Annotated in this window: 21 protein-coding genes; 15 read left to right on the forward strand and 6 right to left on the reverse strand. The window is 73.6% G+C overall.

Features of this window, described 5'->3' with window-relative positions; translation table 11 throughout:
- Positions 1 to 139 precede the first annotated feature (139 nt).
- From ACWGJB_RS33855 to ACWGJB_RS33890, 8 genes are all read left to right on the forward strand, one after another.
- Positions 140 to 2605 carry an ATP-binding SpoIIE family protein phosphatase gene (locus ACWGJB_RS33855; RefSeq protein WP_453383867.1) on the forward strand — a complete coding sequence of 822 codons (2466 nt, stop codon included), beginning with the start codon at positions 140 to 142 and terminating at the stop codon, positions 2603 to 2605.
- Positions 2606 to 2739: 134 nt separating this feature from the next.
- Positions 2740 to 3465: a class I SAM-dependent methyltransferase gene (locus ACWGJB_RS33860; RefSeq protein WP_453383868.1), complete on the forward strand. Its 726-nt coding sequence runs from the start codon at positions 2740 to 2742 to the stop codon at positions 3463 to 3465.
- 96 nt (positions 3466 to 3561) lie between these two features.
- The gene (locus tag ACWGJB_RS33865) at positions 3562 to 4395 is read left to right on the forward strand and encodes a M55 family metallopeptidase (RefSeq protein WP_453383869.1); all 834 of its coding nucleotides are present in this window, start codon (positions 3562 to 3564) and stop codon (positions 4393 to 4395) included.
- On the forward strand, positions 4388 to 5692 hold the full coding sequence (locus tag ACWGJB_RS33870) for a M20/M25/M40 family metallo-hydrolase (RefSeq protein ID WP_453383870.1): 1305 nt from the start codon (positions 4388 to 4390) through the stop codon (positions 5690 to 5692). Before ACWGJB_RS33865 ends, ACWGJB_RS33870 begins: the two co-directional genes overlap by 8 nt.
- Before the next feature lie 8 nt (positions 5693 to 5700).
- Positions 5701 to 7674, forward strand: a complete 1974-nt coding sequence (locus ACWGJB_RS33875) for an LpqB family beta-propeller domain-containing protein (RefSeq protein WP_453383871.1) — start codon at positions 5701 to 5703, stop codon at positions 7672 to 7674.
- Positions 7671 to 8594 (forward strand): S66 peptidase family protein, encoded by a 924-nt coding sequence (locus ACWGJB_RS33880; RefSeq protein ID WP_453383872.1) that lies wholly within the window; start codon positions 7671 to 7673, stop codon positions 8592 to 8594. The genes ACWGJB_RS33875 and ACWGJB_RS33880 overlap by 4 nt, the downstream gene beginning before the upstream one ends.
- A gap of 133 nt (positions 8595 to 8727) precedes the next feature.
- A complete protein-coding gene (locus tag ACWGJB_RS33885; RefSeq protein WP_453383873.1) occupies positions 8728 to 9282 on the forward strand; it encodes a GNAT family N-acetyltransferase in 555 nt (184 codons plus the stop codon).
- 101 nt (positions 9283 to 9383) lie between these two features.
- A complete protein-coding gene (locus ACWGJB_RS33890; RefSeq protein WP_453383874.1) occupies positions 9384 to 11339 on the forward strand; it encodes a DUF5107 domain-containing protein in 1956 nt (651 codons plus the stop codon).
- Here ACWGJB_RS33890 and ACWGJB_RS33895 read toward each other — a convergent pair whose 3' ends face one another.
- Positions 11340 to 11690: a VOC family protein gene (locus ACWGJB_RS33895; RefSeq protein ID WP_450766165.1), complete on the reverse strand. Its 351-nt coding sequence runs from the start codon at positions 11688 to 11690 to the stop codon at positions 11340 to 11342.
- An 87-nt stretch (positions 11691 to 11777) separates the two neighbouring features.
- Between ACWGJB_RS33895 and ACWGJB_RS33900 the strand changes: the two genes are divergently transcribed.
- The 3 genes from ACWGJB_RS33900 (at position 11778) to ACWGJB_RS33910 (ending at position 15389) form a co-directional block, all read left to right on the forward strand.
- On the forward strand, positions 11778 to 12239 hold the full coding sequence (locus ACWGJB_RS33900) for a phage holin family protein (RefSeq protein ID WP_453383875.1): 462 nt from the start codon (positions 11778 to 11780) through the stop codon (positions 12237 to 12239).
- A gap of 416 nt (positions 12240 to 12655) precedes the next feature.
- Positions 12656 to 14503: a transketolase gene (locus ACWGJB_RS33905; RefSeq protein ID WP_453383876.1), complete on the forward strand. Its 1848-nt coding sequence runs from the start codon at positions 12656 to 12658 to the stop codon at positions 14501 to 14503.
- Positions 14504 to 14567: 64 nt separating this feature from the next.
- On the forward strand, positions 14568 to 15389 hold the full coding sequence (locus tag ACWGJB_RS33910; protein ID WP_453383877.1) for a GvpL/GvpF family gas vesicle protein: 822 nt from the start codon (positions 14568 to 14570) through the stop codon (positions 15387 to 15389).
- A 196-nt stretch (positions 15390 to 15585) separates the two neighbouring features.
- Here the strand turns inward: ACWGJB_RS33910 and ACWGJB_RS33915 are convergent, their stop codons facing one another.
- The 3 genes from ACWGJB_RS33915 to ACWGJB_RS33925 form a co-directional block, all read right to left on the reverse strand.
- Positions 15586 to 15756: a hydrophobic protein gene (locus tag ACWGJB_RS33915; RefSeq protein ID WP_360474850.1), complete on the reverse strand. Its 171-nt coding sequence runs from the start codon at positions 15754 to 15756 to the stop codon at positions 15586 to 15588.
- A gap of 48 nt (positions 15757 to 15804) precedes the next feature.
- The gene (locus ACWGJB_RS33920; protein WP_453383878.1) at positions 15805 to 16620 is read right to left on the reverse strand and encodes a class I SAM-dependent methyltransferase; all 816 of its coding nucleotides are present in this window, start codon (positions 16618 to 16620) and stop codon (positions 15805 to 15807) included.
- A 125-nt stretch (positions 16621 to 16745) separates the two neighbouring features.
- Positions 16746 to 18230, reverse strand: coding sequence for a phosphatase PAP2 family protein (locus ACWGJB_RS33925; protein WP_453383879.1), 1485 nt, complete (start codon positions 18228 to 18230; stop codon positions 16746 to 16748).
- Positions 18231 to 18300: 70 nt separating this feature from the next.
- Here ACWGJB_RS33925 and ACWGJB_RS33930 point away from each other — a divergent pair, with 70 nt between their 5' ends.
- From ACWGJB_RS33930 to ACWGJB_RS33940, 3 genes are all read left to right on the forward strand, one after another.
- The gene (locus tag ACWGJB_RS33930; RefSeq protein WP_453383880.1) at positions 18301 to 18960 is read left to right on the forward strand and encodes a histidine phosphatase family protein; all 660 of its coding nucleotides are present in this window, start codon (positions 18301 to 18303) and stop codon (positions 18958 to 18960) included.
- A 258-nt stretch (positions 18961 to 19218) separates the two neighbouring features.
- A complete protein-coding gene (locus ACWGJB_RS33935; RefSeq protein WP_453383881.1) occupies positions 19219 to 20838 on the forward strand; it encodes an ABC-F family ATP-binding cassette domain-containing protein in 1620 nt (539 codons plus the stop codon).
- A gap of 82 nt (positions 20839 to 20920) precedes the next feature.
- Entirely contained in the window at positions 20921 to 21178 is a 258-nt protein-coding gene (locus ACWGJB_RS33940) for a DUF6158 family protein (RefSeq protein ID WP_453383882.1), read from the forward strand.
- A gap of 20 nt (positions 21179 to 21198) precedes the next feature.
- Here the strand turns inward: ACWGJB_RS33940 and ACWGJB_RS33945 are convergent, their stop codons facing one another.
- Both ACWGJB_RS33945 and ACWGJB_RS33950 read right to left on the reverse strand, forming a co-directional pair.
- On the reverse strand, positions 21199 to 21735 hold the full coding sequence (locus ACWGJB_RS33945) for a type 1 glutamine amidotransferase domain-containing protein (RefSeq protein ID WP_453383883.1): 537 nt from the start codon (positions 21733 to 21735) through the stop codon (positions 21199 to 21201).
- Positions 21736 to 21788: 53 nt separating this feature from the next.
- Positions 21789 to 22169 (reverse strand): DUF2795 domain-containing protein, encoded by a 381-nt coding sequence (locus tag ACWGJB_RS33950; RefSeq protein ID WP_453383884.1) that lies wholly within the window; start codon positions 22167 to 22169, stop codon positions 21789 to 21791.
- A gap of 210 nt (positions 22170 to 22379) precedes the next feature.
- Here ACWGJB_RS33950 and ACWGJB_RS33955 point away from each other — a divergent pair, with 210 nt between their 5' ends.
- Positions 22380 to 23387 (forward strand): hypothetical protein, encoded by a 1008-nt coding sequence (locus ACWGJB_RS33955; RefSeq protein ID WP_453383885.1) that lies wholly within the window; start codon positions 22380 to 22382, stop codon positions 23385 to 23387.
- Positions 23388 to 23486: the final 99 nt, after the last annotated feature.

Raw genomic sequence — 23486 nt, forward strand, 5'->3', positions numbered from 1 at the left:
GAGGGCGCGGACCTGCGCGCCGGTGCGCTCCGGTGAAACCAATTCCAGAATTGCCACACATCGCGACCGGCGGCCACCGTACGGTAGTGGCGGGCGGCATAGATCTTTCGCGGAGCCGTGGGGAGAGAGGGCCTGGGCCATGGACCATGGCAGCGAGCGGGACACGCCTCCCGGCTTCGGTGCCGGGGAGGGCGCGGCAGGCCGTATCCCGCTGGCCGTGGTCGTCGTCGACCGCGACGGGCGGGTCTCCCACTGGAGCACCGGTGCGCGCCGGCTGTTCGGCGCCGCCAGGGAACAGGCGATCGGCCGCTCCGTCCTGGACCTGCTGCCGGTCTCCGGGGCGCTCCCCGAATACGACGAGATCACCCCGTACGGCGCCTACGCGGCCTACGACGGACTCGGCCCCGACCTGGAGTCCTCGCTCGACGGACGGATGAACTTCCCCGCCGCGGGCCGCGCCCGGCTCACCGTGCCGGACCGCGACCGCGTCGATGTGCTGTGGTGGGCGTATCCGCTGGTCGGTCCCGGCGAGGAGCGGCTGCTGGTGCTGGCCGCCGACGCCGAGCGGCTGCGCCGGTCCGAACGTGCCGAGGACGCAGCCTTCGAGCGCATCGCGCCCGGATTCGCCCTGCACACCGACTTCCCCGGCGCCGAGGAACTCGCCCGCAGGCTCCCCGAGGTCCTGCCCAGCATGAGCGTCGACGAGAGCGCCCGGATCGTCGCCCAGGTCCTCGAACTCGGCTATCCGATCCTGGAGTTCAGCCAGAACGACCGGGTCCCCGTCACCCCCGACTGGGGCGTCGCCCGGCGCACCGAGCGCAAGGCGCGCCGGGAGCGTGCCGCCCGGGTGGCCGCCCAGGGCCTGCCGGTGCCCGCCGACCTCACCGACGACGAGGGCGAGGACCTGGAGTACGCGGCCGTCCGCGAGCGCCTCGAATTCCTCAACGAGGTCAGCGGGAGGATCGGCACCTCGCTCGACCTGTCCCGGACCATCGTCGAGGTCAGCAGGGCCGTCGTACCCCGCTTCACCGATGTCGCCGGCACCTATCTGCGCGAACAGGTCGTCGCCGGCGAGGGGTTCCCGGACGGCGTGCCCGACACCACCACCATGTGGCACCGGGTGGCCCTGGAGCACACCGACGAACCCGGCCGCTGGGACGACGTCGTCCCGGTCGGCGAGGCCATGCCGTTTCCCGCGCACACCCCGTTCTTCCAGTGCATGACCAGCGGCGAGCCGGTCCTGGTGCCGCGCATCAGCGTGGAGATGGGCCACGCCATCGCCTCGCAGTTCGAGAAGCGCGACATCCGGCCCCTGATCACCGGCCGCTCGATGCTGGTCGTCCCCCTCAAGGCCCGCAATGTCGTGCTCGGCTTCATGATCCTGCTGCGCCACCCCGAGCGCGAGATGTTCAACGACATGGACCGGGTCACCGGCGCCGAACTCGCCGCCCGCGCGGGCCTCGTGCTCGACAACGCGCGCATGTACACCTTCCAGGAGAGCGTCGCCGAGACCCTCCAGGACAGCATGCTGCCGCACATACCGCCGCGCATGGGGGGCTGTGACATCGCCACCCGCTATCTGCCGGGCACCCTGCTCGGACGCATCGGCGGCGACTGGTTCGACTCGGTGAAACTCCCCGGCGCCCGCACCGCCCTGGTCGTCGGCGACGTCATGGGCCACGGCCTCAACTCGGCCGCGATGATGGGCCAGTTGCGGACGGCCGTGCAGACCATGGCGGCCCTGGACCTGCCGCCCGCCCAACTCCTGCGCAACCTCGACGACCTGGCCCAGCGCCTCGGCGACGGCTACCTCGCCACCTGCCTCTACGCCGTCTACGACCCGATCGAGAGCGAACTCCACCTCGCCAACGCGGGCCACATCCCGCCCGTGCTGGTCCGTGCCGTCGACGGCCGCAGCGAACTCCTCGACCTGCCCACCGGGGCGCCCATCGGCGTCGGCGGGGTCGCCTTCGAGTCGCTTCGGGTGCGCGTGGACCCCGGCGACCGGCTGGTGATGTGCACCGACGGACTCGTCGAGATGCGCGGCGAGGACATCGGTGTCGGCCTCGCCACCCTCTGCGAGTCCGCCGCCCACCCGGCCGCCTCCATGGACGACGCCTGCGACACCATCATCCGTGCCCTCGCCGCGACATTCTCAAAAGCGGGTCACGGCGACCGCAAGGACGACGTCGCCCTGCTGATGGCCCGCCTCAACGGCATCGAGCCGGACGACGTCGCCGAATGGCGGCTCGCCCTCGACCCGGCCGAGGTCCGCCGGGCCCGCGCCGCCGTCCGCGAACAACTCCACGGCTGGGGCCTGGCCCGGCTCGCCGACCCCGCCGAACTGATGGTCAGCGAGATCGTCACCAACGCCATCCGGCACTCGCACAGCCGTCCGGTCCAGCTCCGGCTGATCCGCGGCGAGACCCTGCTGTGCGAGGTCGATGACGACGACCACACCCTGCCGACCCTGCTCAGCGTGGAACCCGGCGCCGGGGCCGGACGCGGACTGCGGGTGGTGAGCACACTGGCCCGGGAGTGGGGCACCAGCCGTACGACCGCCGGCAAGACCGTCTGGTTCGAGCTCACCTCACGGCGCGGCTGACCGAGGGGCGCACGTTCGTCGAAAGTGGAGTGAAAGAACGCGCCAGGCGCTTGTGGCCGAAACCGGCGCAGGGTAGACCGTACTGGCCCGTCACATACGGCGGCCTTCTGCGGTCACACCCTGGGGAGTTGGGCATGAGCGTGACGAGTAGATACCGGGACGCCTGGGAGGGCTTCTGGCGCGAGGCGCCCGAGGAGACGGGGGCGGTGTTCTGGGACGCCGAGCCGGGCGTGACCGCGGCGGTCCATGTCCCCCTCTTCGAGCCCCACCTCACCGACCCCGGCCTGCCGCTGGTCGACCTCGGCTGCGGCAACGGCACCCAGACCCGCTTCCTCGTCGGCCGCTTCCCGCGGGTGCTGGGCACCGACATCGCCGAGGCCGCCCTGGAACACGCCCGGCACGCCGACCCGGCCGGACTGGCCCGCTACCGGCAGCTGGACGCGGTCGAGAAGACCGAGGCCGAGGCCCTGCACGCCGAGCTCGGCGACGCCAACGTCTATATGCGGGGCGTGCTGCACCAGTGCGAACCCGACGACCGGCAGCCGTTGACCGACGCCGTCGCCACGCTCGTCGGCGATCGCGGCCGGGCCTTCCTCGTCGAGCTCTCCCAGGCCGCCGGCCCCATCCTCGGCGGCCTCGCCCACAGCCCGTCGGGCCCGCCGCCCAAGCTCGCCCCGATCTTCCGGCACGGCATCGCCCCCGGCGAGGTCGCCGACGACGCGGTACCCGAGTACCTGCGCAACGCCGGCCTCACGGTCCTGGCGAGCGGCGAACTGCCCCTGACGACGACAGAGTTCACCCCGGACGGCGAGCGGATCGTGCTGCCGTCGAAGTGGCTGGTGGCGGGGCGCGCGAACTGACCGCCACGGACGGCTGTGCGGGGCCGGTCGGGTGCGAGGGAGGACGACGGCTTGCTTCCTGGCCCGTGGTCGCCCGGACGCGTAACGTGAAGCACCATGAAGATCCTCATCAGCGCCGACATGGAGGGCGCCACCGGGGTGACCTGGCCCGGTGACGTGCTGCCCGGCACGCCGCAGTGGGAGCGGTGCCGGTCGATGTTCACCTCGGACGTCAACGCCGCCGTCCTCGGCTTCCTCGACGGCGGTGCCGACGAGGTCCTCATCAACGAGGCCCACTGGAGCATGCGCAACCTGCTCCTGGAGCAGCTCGACGAACGCGCCGAGATGATCACCGGCCGCCACAAGACCCTCTCCATGGTCGAGGGCGTCCAGCACGGCGACGTCGACGGCATCGCCTTCGTCGGCTACCACACCGGCGCCGGCATGGAGGGCGTCCTCGCCCACACCTACCTCGCCAACTCCATCACCGGCGTCTGGCTGAACGACGTCCGCGCCAGCGAGGGCCTGCTCAACGCGCATGTCGTCGCCGAGTACGGCGTCCCGGTCGTCCTCGTCACCGGTGACGACCTGGCCTGCGAGGACGCCCTCGGCTACGCGCCCGAGGCCCTCAAGGTCGCCGTCAAGGACCACGTGTCCCGGTACGCGGCCAAGTGCCGCACGCCCGCCAGGACCGCCGCCGACATCCGTGCCGCCGCCAAGGAGGCGGCCGGGCTCGCGGTGCGTCGTGAACCCGTGACCGGCGGGCCGTTCACCGTCGCCCTGGAGTTCGACGCCGAGCACCTCGCCCTCTCCGCCACCGTCGTCCCCGGCGTGGAGCGGATCGGCGAGCGGAAGGTGGCGTACACCGAGGGGACCATGTACGACGGCATCCGCACCTTCAAGGCGGTCACCACGATCGTCTCGGCCGCGGTGGAGGAGCAGTATGGCTGACGAACAGGCGCTGGACGAGGTGGTCCGGTTCACCTCCGAGCTGATCAGGATCGACACCAGCAACTTCGGCGGCGGCGACTGCCGGGAGCGGCCCGCCGCCGAGTACGCGGCCGAGCGGCTGGCGGGAGCCGGTCTGGAGCCGATCCTCCTGGAGCGGACCGAGGGCCGCACGAACATGGTCGCCCGTATCGAGGGCACCGACCCGTCGGCCGACGCGCTCCTTGTCCACGGTCACCTCGACGTGGTGCCCGCACAGGCCGCCGACTGGAGCGTCGACCCCTTCTCCGGGGAGATCCGCGACGGGGTCGTGTGGGGCCGGGGTGCCGTCGACATGAAGAACATGGACGCGATGATCCTGGCCGTGGCGCGGTCCTGGGCCCGCGAGGGGGTACGGCCGCGCCGGGACATCGTCGTCGCCTTCACCGCCGACGAGGAGGCCAGCGCCGAGGACGGCTCCGGGTTCCTCGCCGACCACCACCCCGAGCTGTTCGAGGGCTGCACCGAGGGCGTCAGCGAGTCGGGCGCCTTCACCTTCCACGACGGCACCGGACGGCAGCTCTACCCCATCGCCGCGGGCGAGCGCGGCACCGGCTGGCTGAAGCTCACCGCGCGCGGCCGCGCCGGACACGGCTCCAAGGTCAACAAGGAGAACGCGGTCACCCGGCTCGCCGCCGCCGTCACCCGCATCGGCGAGCACACCTGGCCGCTCCGGCTCACCCCGACGGTCACCGCCGCCCTCACCGAACTCGCCGCCCTCTACGGCATCGAGCCCGACCTCACCGAGGTCGACCGACTGCTCGACAAGCTCGGGCCGGCCGCCAAACTGGTCGAGGCCACCGTCCGCAACAGCGCCAACCCGACCATGCTGAACGCCGGTTACAAGGTCAACGTCATCCCCGGCGAAGCCGTCGCCTTCGTCGACGGGCGTCATCTGCACGGCACCGAGGACGAGTTCCGCGCCACCCTGGACCGGCTCACCGGACCCGACGTCGACTGGGAGTTCCACCACCGCGAGGTCGCCCTCCAGGCGCCCCTCGACTCACCGACGTACGCCCGGATGCGCGCCGCCGTCGAGGAGTTCGCGCCCGAGGGGCATGTGGTGCCGTACTGCATGTCGGGTGGCACCGACGCCAAGCAGTTCTCCCGGCTCGGCATCACCGGCTACGGTTTCACACCGCTTCGGCTGCCCGAGGGCTACGACTACCAGGCCATGTTCCACGGCGTCGACGAACGCGTCCCCGTCGAGGCCCTGCACTTCGGCGTCCGGGTCCTGGACCGCTTCCTGCGTACGGCATAGGAGACATCGTGGAGACGAAGCCGTACGGCTCCTGGCCCTCGCCCATCGACGCGGCCCTGGCAGCCGCGCACGACGGCAGCCCCGAGTGGGTGGGCTTCGTCGGCGACGAGCCCTGGTGGACCGAACCCCGCCCGCGGGAGGGCGGGCGCCGGACCCTGGTACGGGGCGGTACCCGGGAGTCCGTGCTGCCCGCACCGTGGAACGTCCGCAGCCGGGTCATCGAGTACGGCGGACAGCCCTGGGCCGGTGCCGTGCCCGCCGCCGGCGGTGAACCGCTGCTGGTCTTCGTCCACTTCGACGACCAGCGGCTGTACCGCTGTGAGCCGGGTGCCGAGCCGCACCCGCTGACCCCGCCCGGACTCCGCTGGGCCGAACCGCGGTTGCTGCTGGACCGGGGCGAAGTCTGGTGCGTCCTCGAGGAGTTCACCGGGGACGGTCCCGGCGATCTGCGGCGGGTCCTCGCCGCCGTACCCCTGGACGGATCGGCCGCCGAGGACCGGGCCGCCGTACGCGAACTCACCGACGACCGGCACCGGTTCGTGACCGGCCCGCGCCTCTCACCCGACGGGCGGCGGGCCGCCTGGCTCGCCTGGGACCACCCGCGGATGCCGTGGGACGGCACGGAACTGCTGGTCGGCGAGGTCGGCGACGACGGTGTGCTGCACGGGCTCCGCACGGTCGCGGGCGGCCCCGAGGAGTCCATCGCCCAGGTCGAATGGTCGACGGACGGCCGTCTCCTGTACGCGAGCGACCGCAGCGGCTGGTGGAACCTCTACCGCGACGGTACCCCTCTCCCACCCTCCGGGCGGGGGGACCCCCATCTCGCTTCGCTCGCCCCGCGCGAGGAGGAGTTCGCCGGGCCGCTCTGGAAGCTCGGCCAGCGCTGGTTCGCCCCGCTGGACAACGGGCTGATCGCCGTCGTCCACGGCCGGGGGGCGACCGCACTCGGGATACTCGACCCGGAATCCGGTGACCTCGTCGACGCCGCCGGACCCTGGACCGAGTTCGCCCCCACCCTGGCGGCGCACGGCACCCGAGTCGTCGCGGTCGGCGCCGGCCCGCGCACCGCGTACGAAGTGGTCGAACTCGACACCGCGAGCGGCCGCGCCCGGGTCGTCGGCGCCGCCCACCGCGACCCGGTCGACCCCGCCTACTACCCCGAGCCGCGGGTCCGCACCTTCACCGGCCCGGACGGCCGCGAGGTGCACGCCCACATCTACCCGCCCCACCACCCCGGCCACACCGCCCCCCACGGCGAGCTGCCGCCGTACGTCGTCTGGGCACACGGCGGCCCCACCAGCCGGGCGCCGCTCGTCCTCGACCTGGCCATCGGCTACTTCACCTCCCGGGGCATCGGGGTCGCGGAGGTCAACTACGGCGGCTCCACCGGGTACGGGCGGGAGTACCGCAACCGGCTGCGCGAGCAGTGGGGCGTGGTCGACGTCGAGGACTGCGCGGCCGTCGCCCTCGCCCTCGCCGACGAGGGCACCGCCGACCGCGCCCGGCTCGCCATCCGGGGCGGCAGTGCCGGCGGCTGGACCGCCGCGGCCTCGCTGACCGGCACCGGCGTCTACGCCTGCGGCACCATCGCCTACCCCGTCCTCGACCTCACCGGCTGGGGCGCGGGGGAGACCCACGACTTCGAGTCCCGGTACCTGGAGTCACTGATCGGGCCGCTGGCCGAGGTCCCCGAGCGGTACGTCGAACGCTCGCCCAGCGAGCACGCCGACCGGCTCGCCGCGCCCTTCCTGCTGCTCCAGGGCCTGGACGACGTGATCTGCCCGCCCGTGCAGTGCGAACGCTTCCTCGCCAACCTCGACGGACGGCGCGTGCCGCACGCCTACCTCACCTTCGCGGGTGAGGGCCACGGCTTCCGTCGCGCCGAGACCATGGTTCGCGCCCTGGAGGCCGAACTCGCCCTGTATGCACAGGTGTTCGGGCTGAATGTGCCCGGCATCCCCGAGTTGGAGCTGGTGAAGTGACAGAGCTGGTACGGCCGTCGAGGCTCGCCCCCGGAGCGCGGGTCGCCGTGGTGGCGCCGAGCGGGCCGGTGGTGGAGGAGCGGCTGCAGGCGGGCCTCGACATCCTGCGCGGCTGGGATCTCGACCCCGTGGTGGCACCCCATGTGCTCGCCAAGGACGGGGAGCTGGGCTACCTCGCGGGCTCCGACGCCGACCGGGCCGCCGACCTCCAGCGGGCCTGGTGCGACCCGTCCGTGTCCGCCGTGCTCTGCGCGCGCGGCGGCTACGGCGCCCAGCGCCTGGTCGACCTGCTCGACTGGGAGGCGATGCGGGCCGCCGGGCCGAAGGCGTTCGTCGGCTTCAGTGACGGGACCGTGCTGCACGAGGCGTTCGCCACCCGGCTCGGGCTCGCCACCCTGTACGGGCCGGTGGCCGCGGGCGCCGACTTCGTCAAGAGCACCGAGGCACAGCAGCACCTGCGGGCCACCCTGTTCGCCCCGGAGACGGTCCGCACGATCACCGGCCGGGGCGGCGCGCTGGTGTCCGGCCGGGCCCGGGGCGTCACGGTCGGCGGCTGCCTGCGCCTGCTCGCGACCGGCATCGGCACGCCGCACACCCACCCCGGCGCCCGCGGCGGGCTGCTCCTGCTGGAGGACGTGGGTGAGCAGCCGTACAGCCTCGACCGGAGCATCACCCAGCTGCTGCGGTCGGGCCGGCTCGACGGCGTCGCCGGGATCCTGCTCGGGTCCTGGGACCGGTGCGGGCCGTACGAGGGCGTGCGGGCGGTGCTCGCCGACCGGCTCGGCGGGCTTGGGGTACCGGTCGTGGAGGAGTTCGGCTTCGGGCACTGCGAGTCCGCCCTGACGATCCCGCTCGGCGTCACGGCCGAGCTGGACGCCGACGCGGGCACGCTCACGCTGCTGGAACCGGCGCTGCGCTGAGACCGCCCGGCCGGCCGCGCTCGCCGTGCGGGGGCCGCGCTCGCACCCTGGCCGCGTGAGCCCGAAGCCCTCGGAGCGCCCGGCCTTGGCCGGTGACCGGCGCGCCGCAGCCGGCTTTGCGTAGGCTGGCGGGATGCCGCACATCGCTTCCCGCTTTCTCGCCGAGGGCCCTCGCGTGGGCATCCGCCACTTCACCTACGAGGACGGCGCCGAGTTCATCGCCCGGGCCCGGGAGAGCAAGGACCTCCACCAGCCCTGGTTGTTCCCGCCCGCCACGGACGCGGCCTACGCCGGCTACGCGGGCCGGCTGATCGAGGACCGCAGCAAGGCCGGGTTCCTGGTCTGCGAGAAGGACAGCGGAGAGCATGGTGGGGCGATCGCCGGGTTCATCAACATCAACAACATCGTCGAGGGCGGCTTCCAGTGCGGTGCCCTCGGTTACGGGGTGTTCGCGCACGCCGCCGGGCGCGGGCTGATGCGGGAGGCGATGGGGCTGGTCGTGGACCACGCCTTCGGGCCGATGCGGCTGCACCGGCTGGAGATCAACGCCCAGCCCGGCAACGCCGCCTCCATCGCGCTCGCGCGCGGCGCCGGGTTCCGCCTCGAGGGGTTCTCGCCGAACATGATCTACATCGACGGGGCCTGGCGGGACCACGAGCGGTGGGCGATCACGGCCGAGATGCGCTGATCCGGGGCAGGGCACGATCCGCCGGACAGGCCCCGGCGGCCCGGCCTTTGCGCAATCCTGACCGGCAGCTCCCCTGGCCAGCTCGTCCCGCGCCGGGTTCCATGGCGATCGTGACCAGGATCCGACGTGAGGTACTGACCCTGCCTGCGGCGGAGTTGGGCCCGGACAACCCGCTGCCCCCGCTCCGCCCCCTCGACGAGCTGCACCGCGTCGACGAGCGCGAACGGGACGAATTCCCCGCCGACATGGCCCGGCAGCTCGGCTACCAACCGCTCCGCAGCCTCCTCCCGGTACGGATCCGCGACGGTTACGGCAGAACCCGCGCGCCCCGCGCCCTCGACGCGCTCGTGATCGAAAACGACCGGCTGCGCGCCACCGTCCTGCCCGGCCTCGGCGGCCGCGTCGCCTCCCTCGTCCACCTGCCCACCGGCCGTGAACTCCTCTACCGCAACCCGGTGTTCCAGCCCGCCAACCTCGCACTCAACGGTGCCTGGTACGCCGGCGGCATCGAATGGAACATCGGTGCCACCGGCCACACCACCCTCTCCTGCGCCCCGCTGCACGCGGCCCGTGTCCCCGCCCCCGACGGCGGGGAGATGCTCCGGCTGTGGGAGTGGGAGCGGCTGCGCGACCTGCCCTTCCAGGTCGACCTGTGGCTGCCGGACGGCTCCGACTTCCTGTACGTCGGCGTCCGCGTCCGCAATCCGCACGAACGCCCGGTGCCGCTGTACTGGTGGTCCAACACGGCCGTGCCCGAGGACCGCCGGGTCGTGGTGGCGGCCGAGGAGGCCTGGGAGTTCGGACCCGAACGCCGGCTGCGCCGGGTGCCCGTTCCGGCGTACGACACCCGACACCCCTACGCCACCGACTACTTCTACGACCTGCCGGACGGCCGGCGCCGCTGGATCGCCGCCCTGGACGCGGACGGACACGGGCTGGTGCAGACCTCGACCGACGAACTGCGCGGCCGGAAGCTGTTCGTGTGGGGCTCGGGCCCCGGCGGCCGGCGCTGGCAGGAATGGCTCGGCGGACCCGGCACCGGCGGCTACCGCGAGATCCAGGCCGGGCTGGCCCGCACCCAGCTGGAACACGTCCGCCTGGAGGCGGAGAGCGAGGTCTCCTGGCTGGAGGCGTACGGGCCGCTGTCCGTATCGCCGGCGACGGTGGCGGCGACAGTGGCGGCGGCGACAGTGGCGGCGGCGGTGGCGGAGCCGCTGGAGGACGCCCTGCCCCGCACGGTGCTCGACGCCGCGTACGTGGCCTGGCAGCCGTACGCCGACACCGCACCCGGCGAGATCCTCGCCACCGGATCCGGCTGGGGCGCTCTGGAAGTCCTGCGCACGGACTGGAAGCTGCCCGGCACACCGTTCGCGGAGTCGACGCTCGGCGAGGAGCAGGCGCCCTGGCGGGAACTGCTGCACACCGGCACGCTGCCCGAACCGCGCCGGGTGAGGCCGCCGGGGCCCACCCTGGTCGCCCCGCACTGGCGGGACATGCTGGAGACGGCCCCCGCGACCCCGCACACCGAGTACCACCTCGGCGTCGCCCAGTGGCACGCCGGCGACCGGGCCCAGGCCGTCCGCAGCTGGGAGCGGGCCCTCCAGCTCGCACCCTCCCTGTGGCCGCTGCTGCGCTGTCTCGCGGTCGCCGACCAGGAGTACGGGCACCACGAACGGGCCGCCGAGCGGTACGCCGACGCCTTCGACGACCTGTGCCGGGAACGCCGTGACGACGGCGAGGCCTGGACGGCGGCCGCTGCCGCGCTGGGCCGGGAGGCCCTCGAAGCGCTGCTGCGGGTACGCCGGGTCGCGGACGCCCGCACCGTCTGGGAGGCGCTGCCCCCGGCCACCCGGGAGCGTGGCCGGTTCCGGCTCCTGGAGGCGGAGTTGCTGCTCGCCGAGGGGCGGCGGGCGGCGGCCCGGGCCGTGTTCGAGGACGGGTTCGAGGTCGCCGACCTGCGGGAAGGGGCCGATGTCGTCGGCCGGTTGTGGGCGCGGCTCGGTGACGAGCCGCTGCCCGGTCGGTACGACTTCCGGATGCGGCCGCGGAACCCCTGATCAGGCCGGTTGCTGATCGACGTACTCGAAGACCGAGCCGTCGGGGTGCATCGCGAGCAGGTTGCGGCCGGCGGGTGTGGGGACCGGTCCGGCGAGGATGCGGGCGCCGAGGTCGTCCAGCAACCGGTGGGCCGCGTCGACGTCCTGCACCGCGATCGTCGCGGTCACCTTGCGCAGCACCTCCAGCTCCGCCTCCGGGCCGCTCATCAGAAGGAAGGAGCCGACCGCGGCGACCTGGACGCCCCCGCGTTCGAAACGGAGGGCTCTGCCGCCGGAGAGGCGTTCGTAGAACGGGATCGCGGTTTCGAGGTCGTCGACGCAGATGCGCAGGGAGGCGCCCAGAATCTCCATGCGACGAGCCTAGTTGGCGCCGGGTGGGAAGACGCCGCCTCCGGCGATCTCCTGTTACGGCTTTTCGCGTCCGGGTACCCGGCCCGCATGGAACATCTCGATCATCTCGAACATCTGGACAAGGACCTCGTCGACGAACTGGCCCAGGTCGCACGCGAGACCGTACGGGATGAGCTGCGCCGGCAGGGCCGCAAACGGCGGCGGGCCGCTCTGCTGTACGGCGCCTCCGGTGCGGTCGCCCTGTACGCCGGTGCGGCGGTGGCGTCGGCCGTGGGCCTGGCGCTGGCGAGCGTGCTGCCGGGGTGGGCCGCGGCGCTGGTCACCGCGGGGATCCTGGGTACGGTCGCCTACCTGCTGAGGGAGGCCGGCCGGCCCAGTCGGCCGCACGCTCCCCGGCGGGTCATCGGCGGAACGGCGCCCGCGGGGCCGCCCGGCGGGCTGGGGCTGCCGTACCCGCCCATGCCGGCGCAGCCGCCGGTGCCGCCGATCACGCCGGTCACACCGATCACGCCCGACGCCGGCCAGGACGTGCCGCCTCGTCGCGCCTGACGTCGCCGAGGAGACGGCACCGCCCGGTGCGCGCAGGTCGCGCGGTGCCGCGCACCCCTCGCGGGGCGCTCTCGGCGGGCGGCGTTTGGCGGGCCCGCCTACGGTTACGTGGGAAGCCTCGGAACCCAGACGCATTCCCGGAGGCGCACCGTGAGCCGTCGACCCCGGATCGTGACCGCCGGCGCCGGGTCGGCCGGGGGCCGCGCGGGCCGTACCCCCGCGTGGCCGGCCCGGAACCGTGCCGACGTCACGCTGACCCACTCCGCCGGCCATCTTCCGTATCCGCATCGGAGGCCCCCGGCGCGGTCGGGTCCCGTACGGCCCTGGCCGGCGCCGCCGGGCACGGCGGACACGGACGCGCCGGAGCTGCCGAACGCCCCCGGAACCGCTACGGACACTCCCTCCGAAGGAGTCTCATGAACACCGCCGAACTCGTCGAACTCGCCCAGCAGTTGCGCGTGGACAGCGTGCGGGCGGCCGCCGCGGCCGAGTCCGGGCATCCGACCTCGTCGATGTCCGCCGCCGATCTGATGGCCGTCCTGCTCGCCCGGCATCTGCGTTACGACTTCGACCGGCCCGCCCACCCCGGCAACGACCGCTTCATCCTCTCCAAGGGCCACGCCTCGCCCCTGCTGTACGCCGCCTACAAGGCGGTCGGTGCCATCGACGACGCCGAGCTGCTCACCTTCCGCAGGCTCGGCTCCCATCTGGAGGGGCACCCCACCCCGCGCCGGCTGCCCTGGGTCGAGACCGCCACCGGCTCGCTGGGCCAGGGCCTGCCGGTCGGCATCGGCATCGCGCTGTCCGGGAAGCGGCTGGAGCACGGCCCGTACCGGGTCTGGGTGCTGTGCGGCGACAGCGAGCTGGCCGAGGGCTCCGTGTGGGAGGCCGCCGAGCACGCCGGGTACGAGCACCTCGACAACCTCATCGCGATCGTCGACGTCAACCGGCTCGGCCAGCGCGGACCCACCCGGCACGGCCACGACCTGGACGCCTACGCCCGCCGCTTCCAGGCCTTCGGCTGGCACACCGTGCAGATCGACGGCCATGACGTGGACGCCGTCGACCGCGCCTGCGCCGAGGCCACGGCCACCGCGGGCCAGCCCACCGTGATCCTCGCCCGTACCCGCAAGGGCCGGGGCGTCGCCGCCGTCGAGGACCGCGAGGGCATGCACGGCAAGCCGCTGCCGGACGCCGATGAGGCCATCGCCGAACTGGGCGGAATGCGGGACCTCCGCGTTCATGTGCAGGAACCTCCGGCGGCCCGTGCCCTGCACTCCGTGCCCACCGGCGCGCTCGAACTCCCGCGCTACGACAAGGGGGACGAGGTTCCCACCCGCGATGCCTTCGGCAAGGCGCTGGCCGCGCTCGGCACCGCCCGCGCCGACGTCGTCGCCCTGGACGGCGAGGTCGGCGACTCCACCCGTACCGAGTTCTTCGGCAAGGAACACCCCGACCGCTACTTCGAGTTCTACATCGCGGAACAGCAACTCGTCGCGGGTGCCGTCGGTATGGCCACCCGCGGCTGGGTGCCGTACGCGGCCACCTTCGCCGCCTTCCTCACCCGGGCCCACGACTTCGTCCGCATGGCCGCGATCAGCGGCAGCGGGATCAACCTGGTCGGCTCGCACGCGGGCGTCTCGATCGGCCAGGACGGGCCCTCCCAGATGGGCCTGGAGGACCTGGCGATGTTCCGCTCGGTGTACGGCTCGACCGTGCTGTACCCCTGTGACGCCAACCAGACCGCCAAGCTCGTCGCGACCATGGCCGGTCTCGAGGGCATCCGCTATCTGCGCACCTCGCGCGGTGCGGCACCGGTGATCTACGGACCGGACGAGGAGTTCCCGGTGGGCGGCAGCAAGGTGCTGCGCTCCTCCGACGCGGACCGGCTGACCGTGGTCGCCGCCGGGGTCACCCTGCACGAGGCGCTGAAGGCCGCCGACGCGCTCGCCGAGGACGGCATCCGGATCCGGGTCGTCGACCTGTACTCCGTCAAGCCCGTCGACCGGCAGACCCTGCGCCTGGCCGCCGAGGAGACCGGCTGTCTGGTCACCGTCGAGGACCACCACGAGGAGGGCGGGCTCGGCGACGCGGTCGCCGAGGCCTTCGCGGACGGCCGGCCGGTACCGCGCCTGGTACGGCTCGCCGTGCGGACCATGCCGGGCTCGGCCGCGCCCGACCAGCAGCTGCACGCGGCGGGCATCGATGCCGAGGCGATCGCGGCGGCCGGCCGGCTGCTGGTCGAGGAGGCGATCGTGCGATGACCGGCGACGACGGGATGGTCGTGGCGCCGGCGGCCCGGCGCGGACCGCGACGAGAGGAGGGGCCATGAGCGGACAGGCCGGACTCCGGTACGTGTACGCCGTCTGCCGTCCCTTCGAGGCGGCCCTGCAGTCCCAGCTCACCGGCGTGGCCGGCGTCCCGCCCGGGCTGCTCAGGCACCACGGTCTGGTCGCCGTCGTCAGTACGGTCCCGGAGGGTGACTTCGCCGAGGCGCCCCTGCGGGACCATCTGGCGGACCAGGATTGGCTGGCCGCGACCGCCCGCGCCCATCAGGGCGTGGTCGACGCGCTCACCACGGTCACCACCCCGCTGCCGCTGCGGCCGGGCACGGTCTTCCGGGACGACAGCGGTGTGCGGACCATGATGGAGGCCTGCGAGGCCGACTTCCTGTACGCCCTCGACCGGCTCGACGGCAGGGTCGAGTGGGGCGTCACGCTGTACGCCGGCCCCGACTCGCCCGAGACGGATCAGGCATCCGCCGGGAAATTCGCCCGTGCCCTGCACGAGCGGCTTTCCCGGCACGCCGAGGATTTCCGGCTGCACCCTCCGCAGAGCGAGGTGCCGGCCGGAGTTCCGGAGAAGAATCTGCTCGACGCCGCCTATCTGGTGGCGCGCGCGAATTGCGAGGAATTCGTGGAACTGGTGGACCGTACGAAGGGCGAGGTGCCGGGAATACGCGTGGAACTCAGCGGACCCTGGGCGGCCTACTCGTTCTACTCGTTCACCGGCGACCTCGCCCTGCACGAGCGCCTCGATCCGCCGGACCTCTTCAAGCTGCCCGGCTCGGGGACGGTGACGGGCAGGGGGGGGGGGGGGGGGGTGACACAGCCCCCCCCGCCGCCCGCCGCGGGGAGGCCGCGCGCGTAAAACCCCCGCCCGCCGGCGTCCGGGCCACACCAAGACGCACCCCGCCCGCCCACCCCCCCCCCGCCGCGCCCCACACCCCCCCCCCCCCCCGGCGGGGCGGTCCCCCCCCCCCCCCCCGGCCCGAGGTCCTGAATCCGGACCCCGGGCCGCTGTCACCGCTGTTGCCGCGCGAGTGAATCAGCCACCGGCGGTGGCCTTACCACCTGTACCAGCGACCCCTGCCACCGGTGGCGTTCGTGCCTCGGACCAGGAATCCGAGAAGCCACAGCACCAGCACGACGAGCGCGATCCACCAGAGCAGTTTCACCGCGAATCCGGCACCGAAAAGTATCAGCACCAGAAGCAGTACCAGCAGAATGGGAACCATAGTCTGACCTCCTGGCGATCCGTGTTTCCCGAATTCCGCGGATCAGACTCACTTACGGCAGAGAATTTCTCCGTGCAGAACGGCGAACCAGCCGTCGTCCTGTGCCGCCCACTCCCGCCAGGCCCCCGCGACGGCCCGCAGTTCCCCGGTGGTCGCGTGGCCGCCCTCCGTGGCCCGCTCGGCATAGGACGAGGTGACGGTGCGGTCCGCCCACAGCCCGCCCCACCACGCCCGCTCCTCGGCCGTGCTGTACGTCCAGGTGCCGGAGGTGGCGGTGATGTCGGTCAGTCCCGCGGCCAGCGCCCAGGACTTCAGCCGCCGCCCGGCGTCCGGCTCGCCCCCGTTGGCCCGGGCCACCCGCCGGTACAGCTCCAGCCAGTCGTCCAGGCCCGGCACCGCCGGGTACCAGGTCATCGCCGCGTAGTCCGAGTCCCGTACGGCGATGAAGCCGCCGGGCTTGGTGACCCGGCGCATCTCGCGCAGCGCCTGCACCGGATCGCCCACGTGCTGGAGCACCTGGTGGGCGTGGACCACGCAGAAGGTGTCGTCCGGGTAGTCCAGCGCGTGCACGTCGGCGACCGTGAAGTCCACGTTCGTCAGCCCGCGCCCGGCGGCGGTCTGCCGGGCCTGCTCCAGGATGCCCGGCGCCTGGTCGGCGCCGGTGACCCGGCCGTCGGGGACCAGTTCGGCCAGGTCGGCGGTGATCGTGCCGGGGCCGCAGCCGATGTCCAGGATCCTCATGTGGGGCTTGAGCGAACCGAGCAGATAGGCCGCCGAGTTGGCGGCGGTGCGCCAGGTGTGGGAGCGCAGCACCGACTCATGGTGCCCGTGCGTGTAGACGGCGGTCTCCTGTGGTTTCGACATGGCCCAGCCCCTTCGCTTCACACCAGGCGGAAGGGGCCGGACGGCCCCGTCCCGCGGTATCCGCAACGCTACGCCCGCATGCCGAATAATGAGATCCGCGTTTTACGATATGGACTGACGTGCCGTCAGTGCGGCCGGTAGACCGTCAGCGCCTCCGGCAGCTTGTCCACCGTCACCTCGCCCTTCACGTCGGTGACTTCACCGTCGTAGGCGAGCGGGGTGCCGGTCTTGAGGCCGGTGAGACGCAGTCGGCTCACCCGCACCTCCGCGTGTGCGGGGGAGCGGGAGAGCGGGCCCGCGACGGCGGCGGAGAGCAGGCGCAGCGCGGGATGCCGGCCGCCGTGCACCACCCGTACGTCCAGCTGCCCGTCCGCCAGGTCGGTACGGCGGCCCGGCGTCAGGCCCATCCGGTGGTAGACGCAGTTGCCGACGAACAGCAGCCACAACGGGTGCGCCGAGCCGCCGAGTTCGACCTCCAGCGGATGCCGGTCGGTGCGCAGCACGCGCAGCGCCGCCAGCACCTCGGCGGGCCGGCCGCCGATGCGGTGCGCCCAGCGCTCCCGCTCGCGCACCAGCTCCGGATACACCCCGAGGCTCAGCGTGTTGAGAAAGATGCCCTCCTGGCCGTCGCAGGCGAAGCGGCCGACGTCCACCCGGACCGCCTCGCCGTCGCGCACCGCGCGGCCCAGACCGCGGCCGCCCTCCACGGTCAGGTCGTAGGCGAAGTGGTTGAGGGTGCCGCCGGGCAGCACCGCGAGCGGCAGGCCGTGCCGCAGCGCGATCCGGGCGGCCGCGTTCACGGTGCCGTCGCCGCCGCACACCCCGAGCGCCTGCGCCCGCAGTGCCGCCTTCTCCAACTCGGCCCGCACCTGGTCCGGTTCGCACTCCACCAGTTCGGCCTTCGGCAGCTCGGCGTGCAGCGCCCGGACCCGGTCGGAGCTGCCCGAGGCCTGGTTGGCCACCACCACCAGGCCCTCCCCGTCGGGCAGCGCCGGGGCCTCCGCACGCGGCCGGGGCGGCGGCCCGATCTGGCCCCGGGTCGGCACCAGCCGGCGTATCGCGAACGCGGCGCCCACGCCCAGGGCGGCACCCGCGAGCACATCGCTCGGGAAGTGCACGCCCGTGTAGACCCGGGACATCGCGACGGAGAACGCCACCGGCGCCACCACCGCGCCCCACCCCGGCGACTCCAGGGCGACCCCGGCCGCGAACGCCGCCGCCGACGCGGCGTGACCGGAGGGGAACGAGGTGGTGATCGGCTGCCGCTTCAGGTGCCGCGCCGCCGGCACCGGGTCCAGGACCGGCCGGGGCCGGCGCACCGACCGCTTGCCGAGGGTGTTGATGGCCAGGGAGGCCAGGCTGAGCGAGGCCAGGCCGCGGGCGGCGGCGCGGCGGGCCCGGGGGGTGCGGGACGCGGCCACCGCGGCCGCCGCCGCGAACCACAGCACGCCGTGGTTGGCACTGCGGCTCAGCCGGGGCAGCACCGGCTCGGCGAACGGCCAGTTCCGCTCGGCGGCCACCTCGAACAGCCTCAGGTCGAGAGCGAGCAGCCGGTCGCGCAGCGCGTGCCGGCCGGGCTTCAGGACGGTCAGGTCAACGTCTGGACTCATGGGGGTCCGGTTACCCTGAAGTGGCTGTTTCGTGCCGGTACCCGGTGCGGTCGAGTGAGAGGACCCCTGGATGCGCCTGCTCCTCATACGCCATGGGCAGACCCCGACCAACGTCGACTTCCTGCTCGACACCGGCGTACCGGGCCCCGGGCTGACCGCGCTTGGCGAGCAGCAGGCGGCGGCCCTGCCCGCGGTCCTCGCCGGCGAGGACATCGAGGTGCTCTACGTCTCCACGCTGACCCGCACCCAGCTCACCGCCGCGCCGCTGGCCGCCGCCCGCGGCCTGGCCCCGATCGTGCGCGACGGCATCCGCGAGGTCTCCGCAGGCGACCTGGAGCTGCTGCCCGGCCACTCCGAGCGCGGCCAGGAGTACATGCGGACCGTGTTCGCCTGGGCGGGCGGGGACACCGCGCTGCGCATGCCCGGCGGGGAGACCGGGGCCGAGACGCTGGCCCGCTACGACGCGGTGATCGCCGAGGCCGCGGCGAGCGGCGCCCGGACGGTCGCCGTGATCAGCCACGGTGCCGCGATCCGGCTGTGGACGGCGGCCCGCGCCGACAACGTCGACGTCCCCTTCGCGGCCGCCCGCCCCCTCGACAACACCGGCGTGGTCATCCTGGAGGGCTCCCCGGCCGACGGCTGGAAGGCAGTGTCCTGGGAGGGCGCGATCGTGGAACCGGCGGGGGAGAGCGGGCCGACGGGGGAGCGGGTGGAGTCCGCCGCGGAGTGACTGCGTCGCGGGGGCCGAGGGGGGGGGGGGCCGGGGGGCGGGGGGGGGGCGGGCGCCCCCCCCCCCCCCCGCGCGCCCGACGGGGGGCGGCGGGGGTGGGGGTTGTTGCCCCGGGGGGTGGTCGGGTGTCGGGGGGGCGGCGTTTTGCGGCGGGGGCGGCGGGGGGGGCGCGACCAGCCCCCACCGGACCCGCGGCCGAAGACGTCGCGCCGATAACGGTTTGCCCTATCTCAGCCGTGCCGCGCAGAATCCCTGACCATGGGACACCTGGAAGCCGCGCACCTCGAGTACTACCTCCCCGACGGGAGGGCCCTGCTCGGCGACGTGTCGTTCCGGGTCGGTGAGGGGGCCGCCGTCGCTCTGGTCGGCCCCAACGGCGCCGGCAAGACCACCCTGCTGCGGCTGATCTCCGGCGAGCTGAAGCCGCACGGCGGCACCGTGACCGTGAGCGGCGGGCTCGGCGTGATGCGCCAGTTCGTGGGCTCCGTACGGGACGAGACGACCGTGCGTGATCTGCTGGTGTCGGTGGCGCCCCCCGGGATCCGGGAGGCCGCGCAGGCCGTGGACCGGGCCGAGCACGGCATCATGACCGTCGACGACGAAGCCGCCCAGCTCCGCTACGCGCAGGCACTGGCCGACTGGGCCGAGGTGCGCGGCTACGAGCACGAGACGCTCTGGGACATGTGCACGACGGCCGCGCTCGGCGTGCCGTACGAGAAGGCCCAGTGGCGGCAGGTGCGCACCCTCTCCGGCGGCGAGCAGAAGCGGCTGGTCCTGGAGGCCCTGTTCCGGGGCACCGACGAGGTGCTGCTGCTCGACGAGCCGGACAACTACCTCGACGTCCCCGGCAAGCGCTGGCTGGAGGCGCAGCTGGAGGAGACCCGCAAGACGGTCCTGTTCGTCTCCCACGACCGGGAACTCCTCGCCCGCGCCGCCGAGAAGATCGTCTCCGTGGAGCCCTCGCCCACCGGCGCCGACGCCTGGGTGCACGGCGGCGGCTTCGCCACCTACCACGACGCCCGCCGCGAACGCTTCGCCCGCTTCGAGGAACTGCGCCGCCGCTGGGACGAGAAGCACGCCCAGCTGAAGAAGCTGGTGCTGAACCTCCGCCAGGCCGCCGCCGTCTCCCACGAGATGGCGTCCCGGTACGCGGCCGCGCAGACCCGGCTGCGCAAGTTCGAGGAGGCCGGGCCGCCCCCGGAGCCGCCGCGCGACCAGGACATCAGGATGCGGCTGCGCGGCGGCCGTACCGGCCTGCGGGCCGTCACCTGCGCGGGACTCGAACTCACCGGCCTGATGAAACCCTTCGACCTGGAGGTCTTCTACGGCGAACGGGTCGCCGTCCTCGGCTCCAACGGCTCCGGCAAGTCGCACTTCCTGCGGCTGCTGGCCGGGGAGGAGGTGGCGCACACGGGTCAGTGGAAGCTGGGCGCGCGGGTGGTACCCGGGCACTTCGCCCAGACCCATGCCCACCCCGAGCTGCAGGGCCGTACCCTCCTCGACATCCTGTGGACGGAACACTCCCAGGACCGGGGCGCCGCGATGTCCCGGCTGCGCCGCTACGAGCTGACCAACCAGGCCGAACAGACCTTCGAGCGGCTCTCCGGCGGCCAGCAGGCCCGGTTCCAGATCCTCTTGCTGGAGCTACAGGGTGTAACGGCACTGCTGCTCGACGAGCCGACCGACAACCTCGACCTGGAGTCCGCGGAAGCACTCCAGGAGGGCCTGGAGGCCTTCGACGGTACGGTGCTCGCCGTCACCCACGACCGCTGGTTCGCCCGTGCCTTCGACCGTTACCTGGTCTTCGGCACCGACGGCCGGGTCCGCGAGACCCCGGAGCCGGTGTGGGACGAGCGCCGGGTGGAGCGCGCCCGCTAGACAGGCCCGGCGGCCCGGACCTTCGTACAGTGGATGCAGGGATCCGGACCGCCGGGACGGACACGACGAGCGGGGTACCACCATGACCGGAGTCGACCCCAGCCGGCTGGACGACCAGCAGCTCATGAAGGAGCTGGAGACCATCCACCGGACGCGCCACGACACCCTGCTGTACGGCTCCAACGACGCGCTGCGCGCCCACAACGAACGCATGGCCCAGCTGGAGGGCGAGTACCTGCGCCGCAACCCGCGCCGCGTCGTCGCCGCCGGCCGCACCCGGGAGGGCGCCCGGGAGCGCAGCTGCGCGGAGACGGCGACACCGCGCGCCTCCACGAGCTGAGACCGGCGCCCTGCCAGGGCTCAGGCCTCTTCGAGCGCGTCGAGGAAGGCCTCGCAGAAGGCCTTGAGGTCGTCCGGCTTGCGGCTGGTGACCAGGGTGTTGGGACCGGCCCCGCAGACCTGGACCTGCTCGTCGACCCAGGTGCCACCGGCGTTGCGGATGTCGGTCCGCAGGCTCGGCCAGGACGTCAGGGTCCGGCCGCGCACGACATCGGCCTCGACCAGCGTCCAGGGCGCGTGACAGATCGCCGCGACCGGCCGGCCTGCCTCGAAGAAGCCCTTCACGAACGCCACCGCCTGCTCGTCCGTTCGCAGAATGTCCGGATTGGCGACCCCGCCGGGCAGTACCAGCGCCCCGAACGAGTCCGCCGAGGCGTCGCCGACCACCTCGTCCACGGGGAACGTGTCCGCCTTGTCGAGATGGTCGAAGCCCTGGACCCGCCCCGGCTCCGTCGACACCAGCACCGGCTCGTGCCCGGCGTCGGAGACCGCCTTCCACGGCTCGGTCAGCTCCACCTGCTCGACGCCCTCGGGCGCGGTCAGAAACGCGATACGCATGATGTTCACTCCTTGCTTTCTCGGCTTCGCGGCTGCTTCGTCGGCGTGCCGGCTCACTCCCCGCCGGCCACGGCCTCGGCCAGTGCCAGCAGGTTGCGGTAGCGCGTCGAACGCGGCAGCCGGGACACCCGCTGGACGAGGGCGTCGGAGGCGTGGCCACGACGCAGCACCCGTACCAGTTCGCTCGGCTGCGCCGGGAAGTCGTGCCGGGTCAGGGACCGGGCCAGTTCCAGCCGGACGGTCGCCAGTGACGGCCGCTCACTGGTCCATGGCAGCATCGGGGCCCGGTACACCTCCGGGTCGTCCTCGGCGGCCGGCTCGGGGTCGTTCCAGTCCTCGGTGCGGGTCGGATGCCCGGACCTGAGCAGGCCCCGCAGCTCGTGCTTCATCTCCTCGTCCCGGTGAACGCTCAACCGGTTGCTGCCTCGCTGCATATCTCCCTCCAGGTACTTCAGGGGTGCCGGACGCGTACCCGGTGGCAGGGGGCCGACACGCCGGAATCGGCCCGTGCCGTCACCCGAAAGGACCGGGCGTGTCCCGCGAATGGGGGTCGGCCGCGCGCGGCGCGGCGTGGGGCGGGCTGTGATGGCTGCGGGGGCACCGACCGCGTGTCCCCGGAGTCGTACGTTCCGAGGAGTCATCCCATGCGCCGTACCGCTCGCGCCCTGTCCGTCGCCGTCCTGGCGGGTGCCGCGTTCGGCGTCGCCGGTACGGCCGCCGCGGCCGGCCCCGCCGCCGGGGCGAACCCCGGCGGCGGGGTGCGGCCCGGGACCACCGTCTCTGCGACCTGTGGGACGACCGAGGCGAACTGTCCCGTGGTGAGCGGGGCGCATGGACAGCTCCGGAGTACAGGCGCCACGGTCGCCGGGGGTGAAAAGAGCGCCGTTCCGCCGGCCGACGGCGGGGCGGTCCGGCGCGAGAACAGCGGGGTGCCCCACGGGAACGGGGGCGCGGTGCCCGGCGAGAACAGCGGGGTGCCCCACGGGAGCGGGGGCGCGGTGCCCGGCGGGGGCAGCGGGGTCTCTCTCGGGGATGACGGGACGGTCCCGCAAGGCGACGATGCCACTGCGCCTTGGGGCGACAGCGGTACGGGCGCGCGGGGAGACGACAGCGGCACCGCTGGTCGAGGCGACGACGGCGGCACGGGTGTGCGGGGTGACGACAGCGGTACGGGTGCGCGGGGAGACGACGGCGGCACTGCTGGTCGGGGGGACGCGGGCACCGGCGCGCGGGGTGACGATGCGACGGGTTCTCGGGGAGACGTCGGGGGCGGCACGGCGACCGGGGGCAATGGCGAGCGGCCCTGCTCCGCGGGGCAGAAGTCGTGCGGCGAGGGTGGACACGAGTGTGCCTCCTCCGGTTCCTCTCGTCCCTTCGGCTCCTCCGGCGGATCCGGCCCCTCCGGCGGATCCGGCTTCTCAGGCTCGTCCGGCTCGTCCGGCTCCTGCGACGGCGAGGACGCGTGTGACGAGGCGCGCGGCGGGGACACGTCCTGCGCTGCGCCGACCGTGGACCACGGGGTGGAGGCCGGGGAAGGCGGCGCGTTCACGGACTCGGTTCCCGCGCTGGTCGCGGGCGGCCTGCTGATCGCGGCCGCGTGCGGCGGCGCGGTGTACCGGCTGTCCGGCGGGAGGTCACGCGCGCACGGATGAGACGGCCGCCACCGGGCACCCCGGGGCGACCGTTCCGGCACCGTTCGCAGCACCCGGCGGAGAGCACGGCCCGGACCGGACGGCACACGGCACCACGGA

Source organism: Streptomyces sp. NPDC054813 (assembly GCF_053611365.1).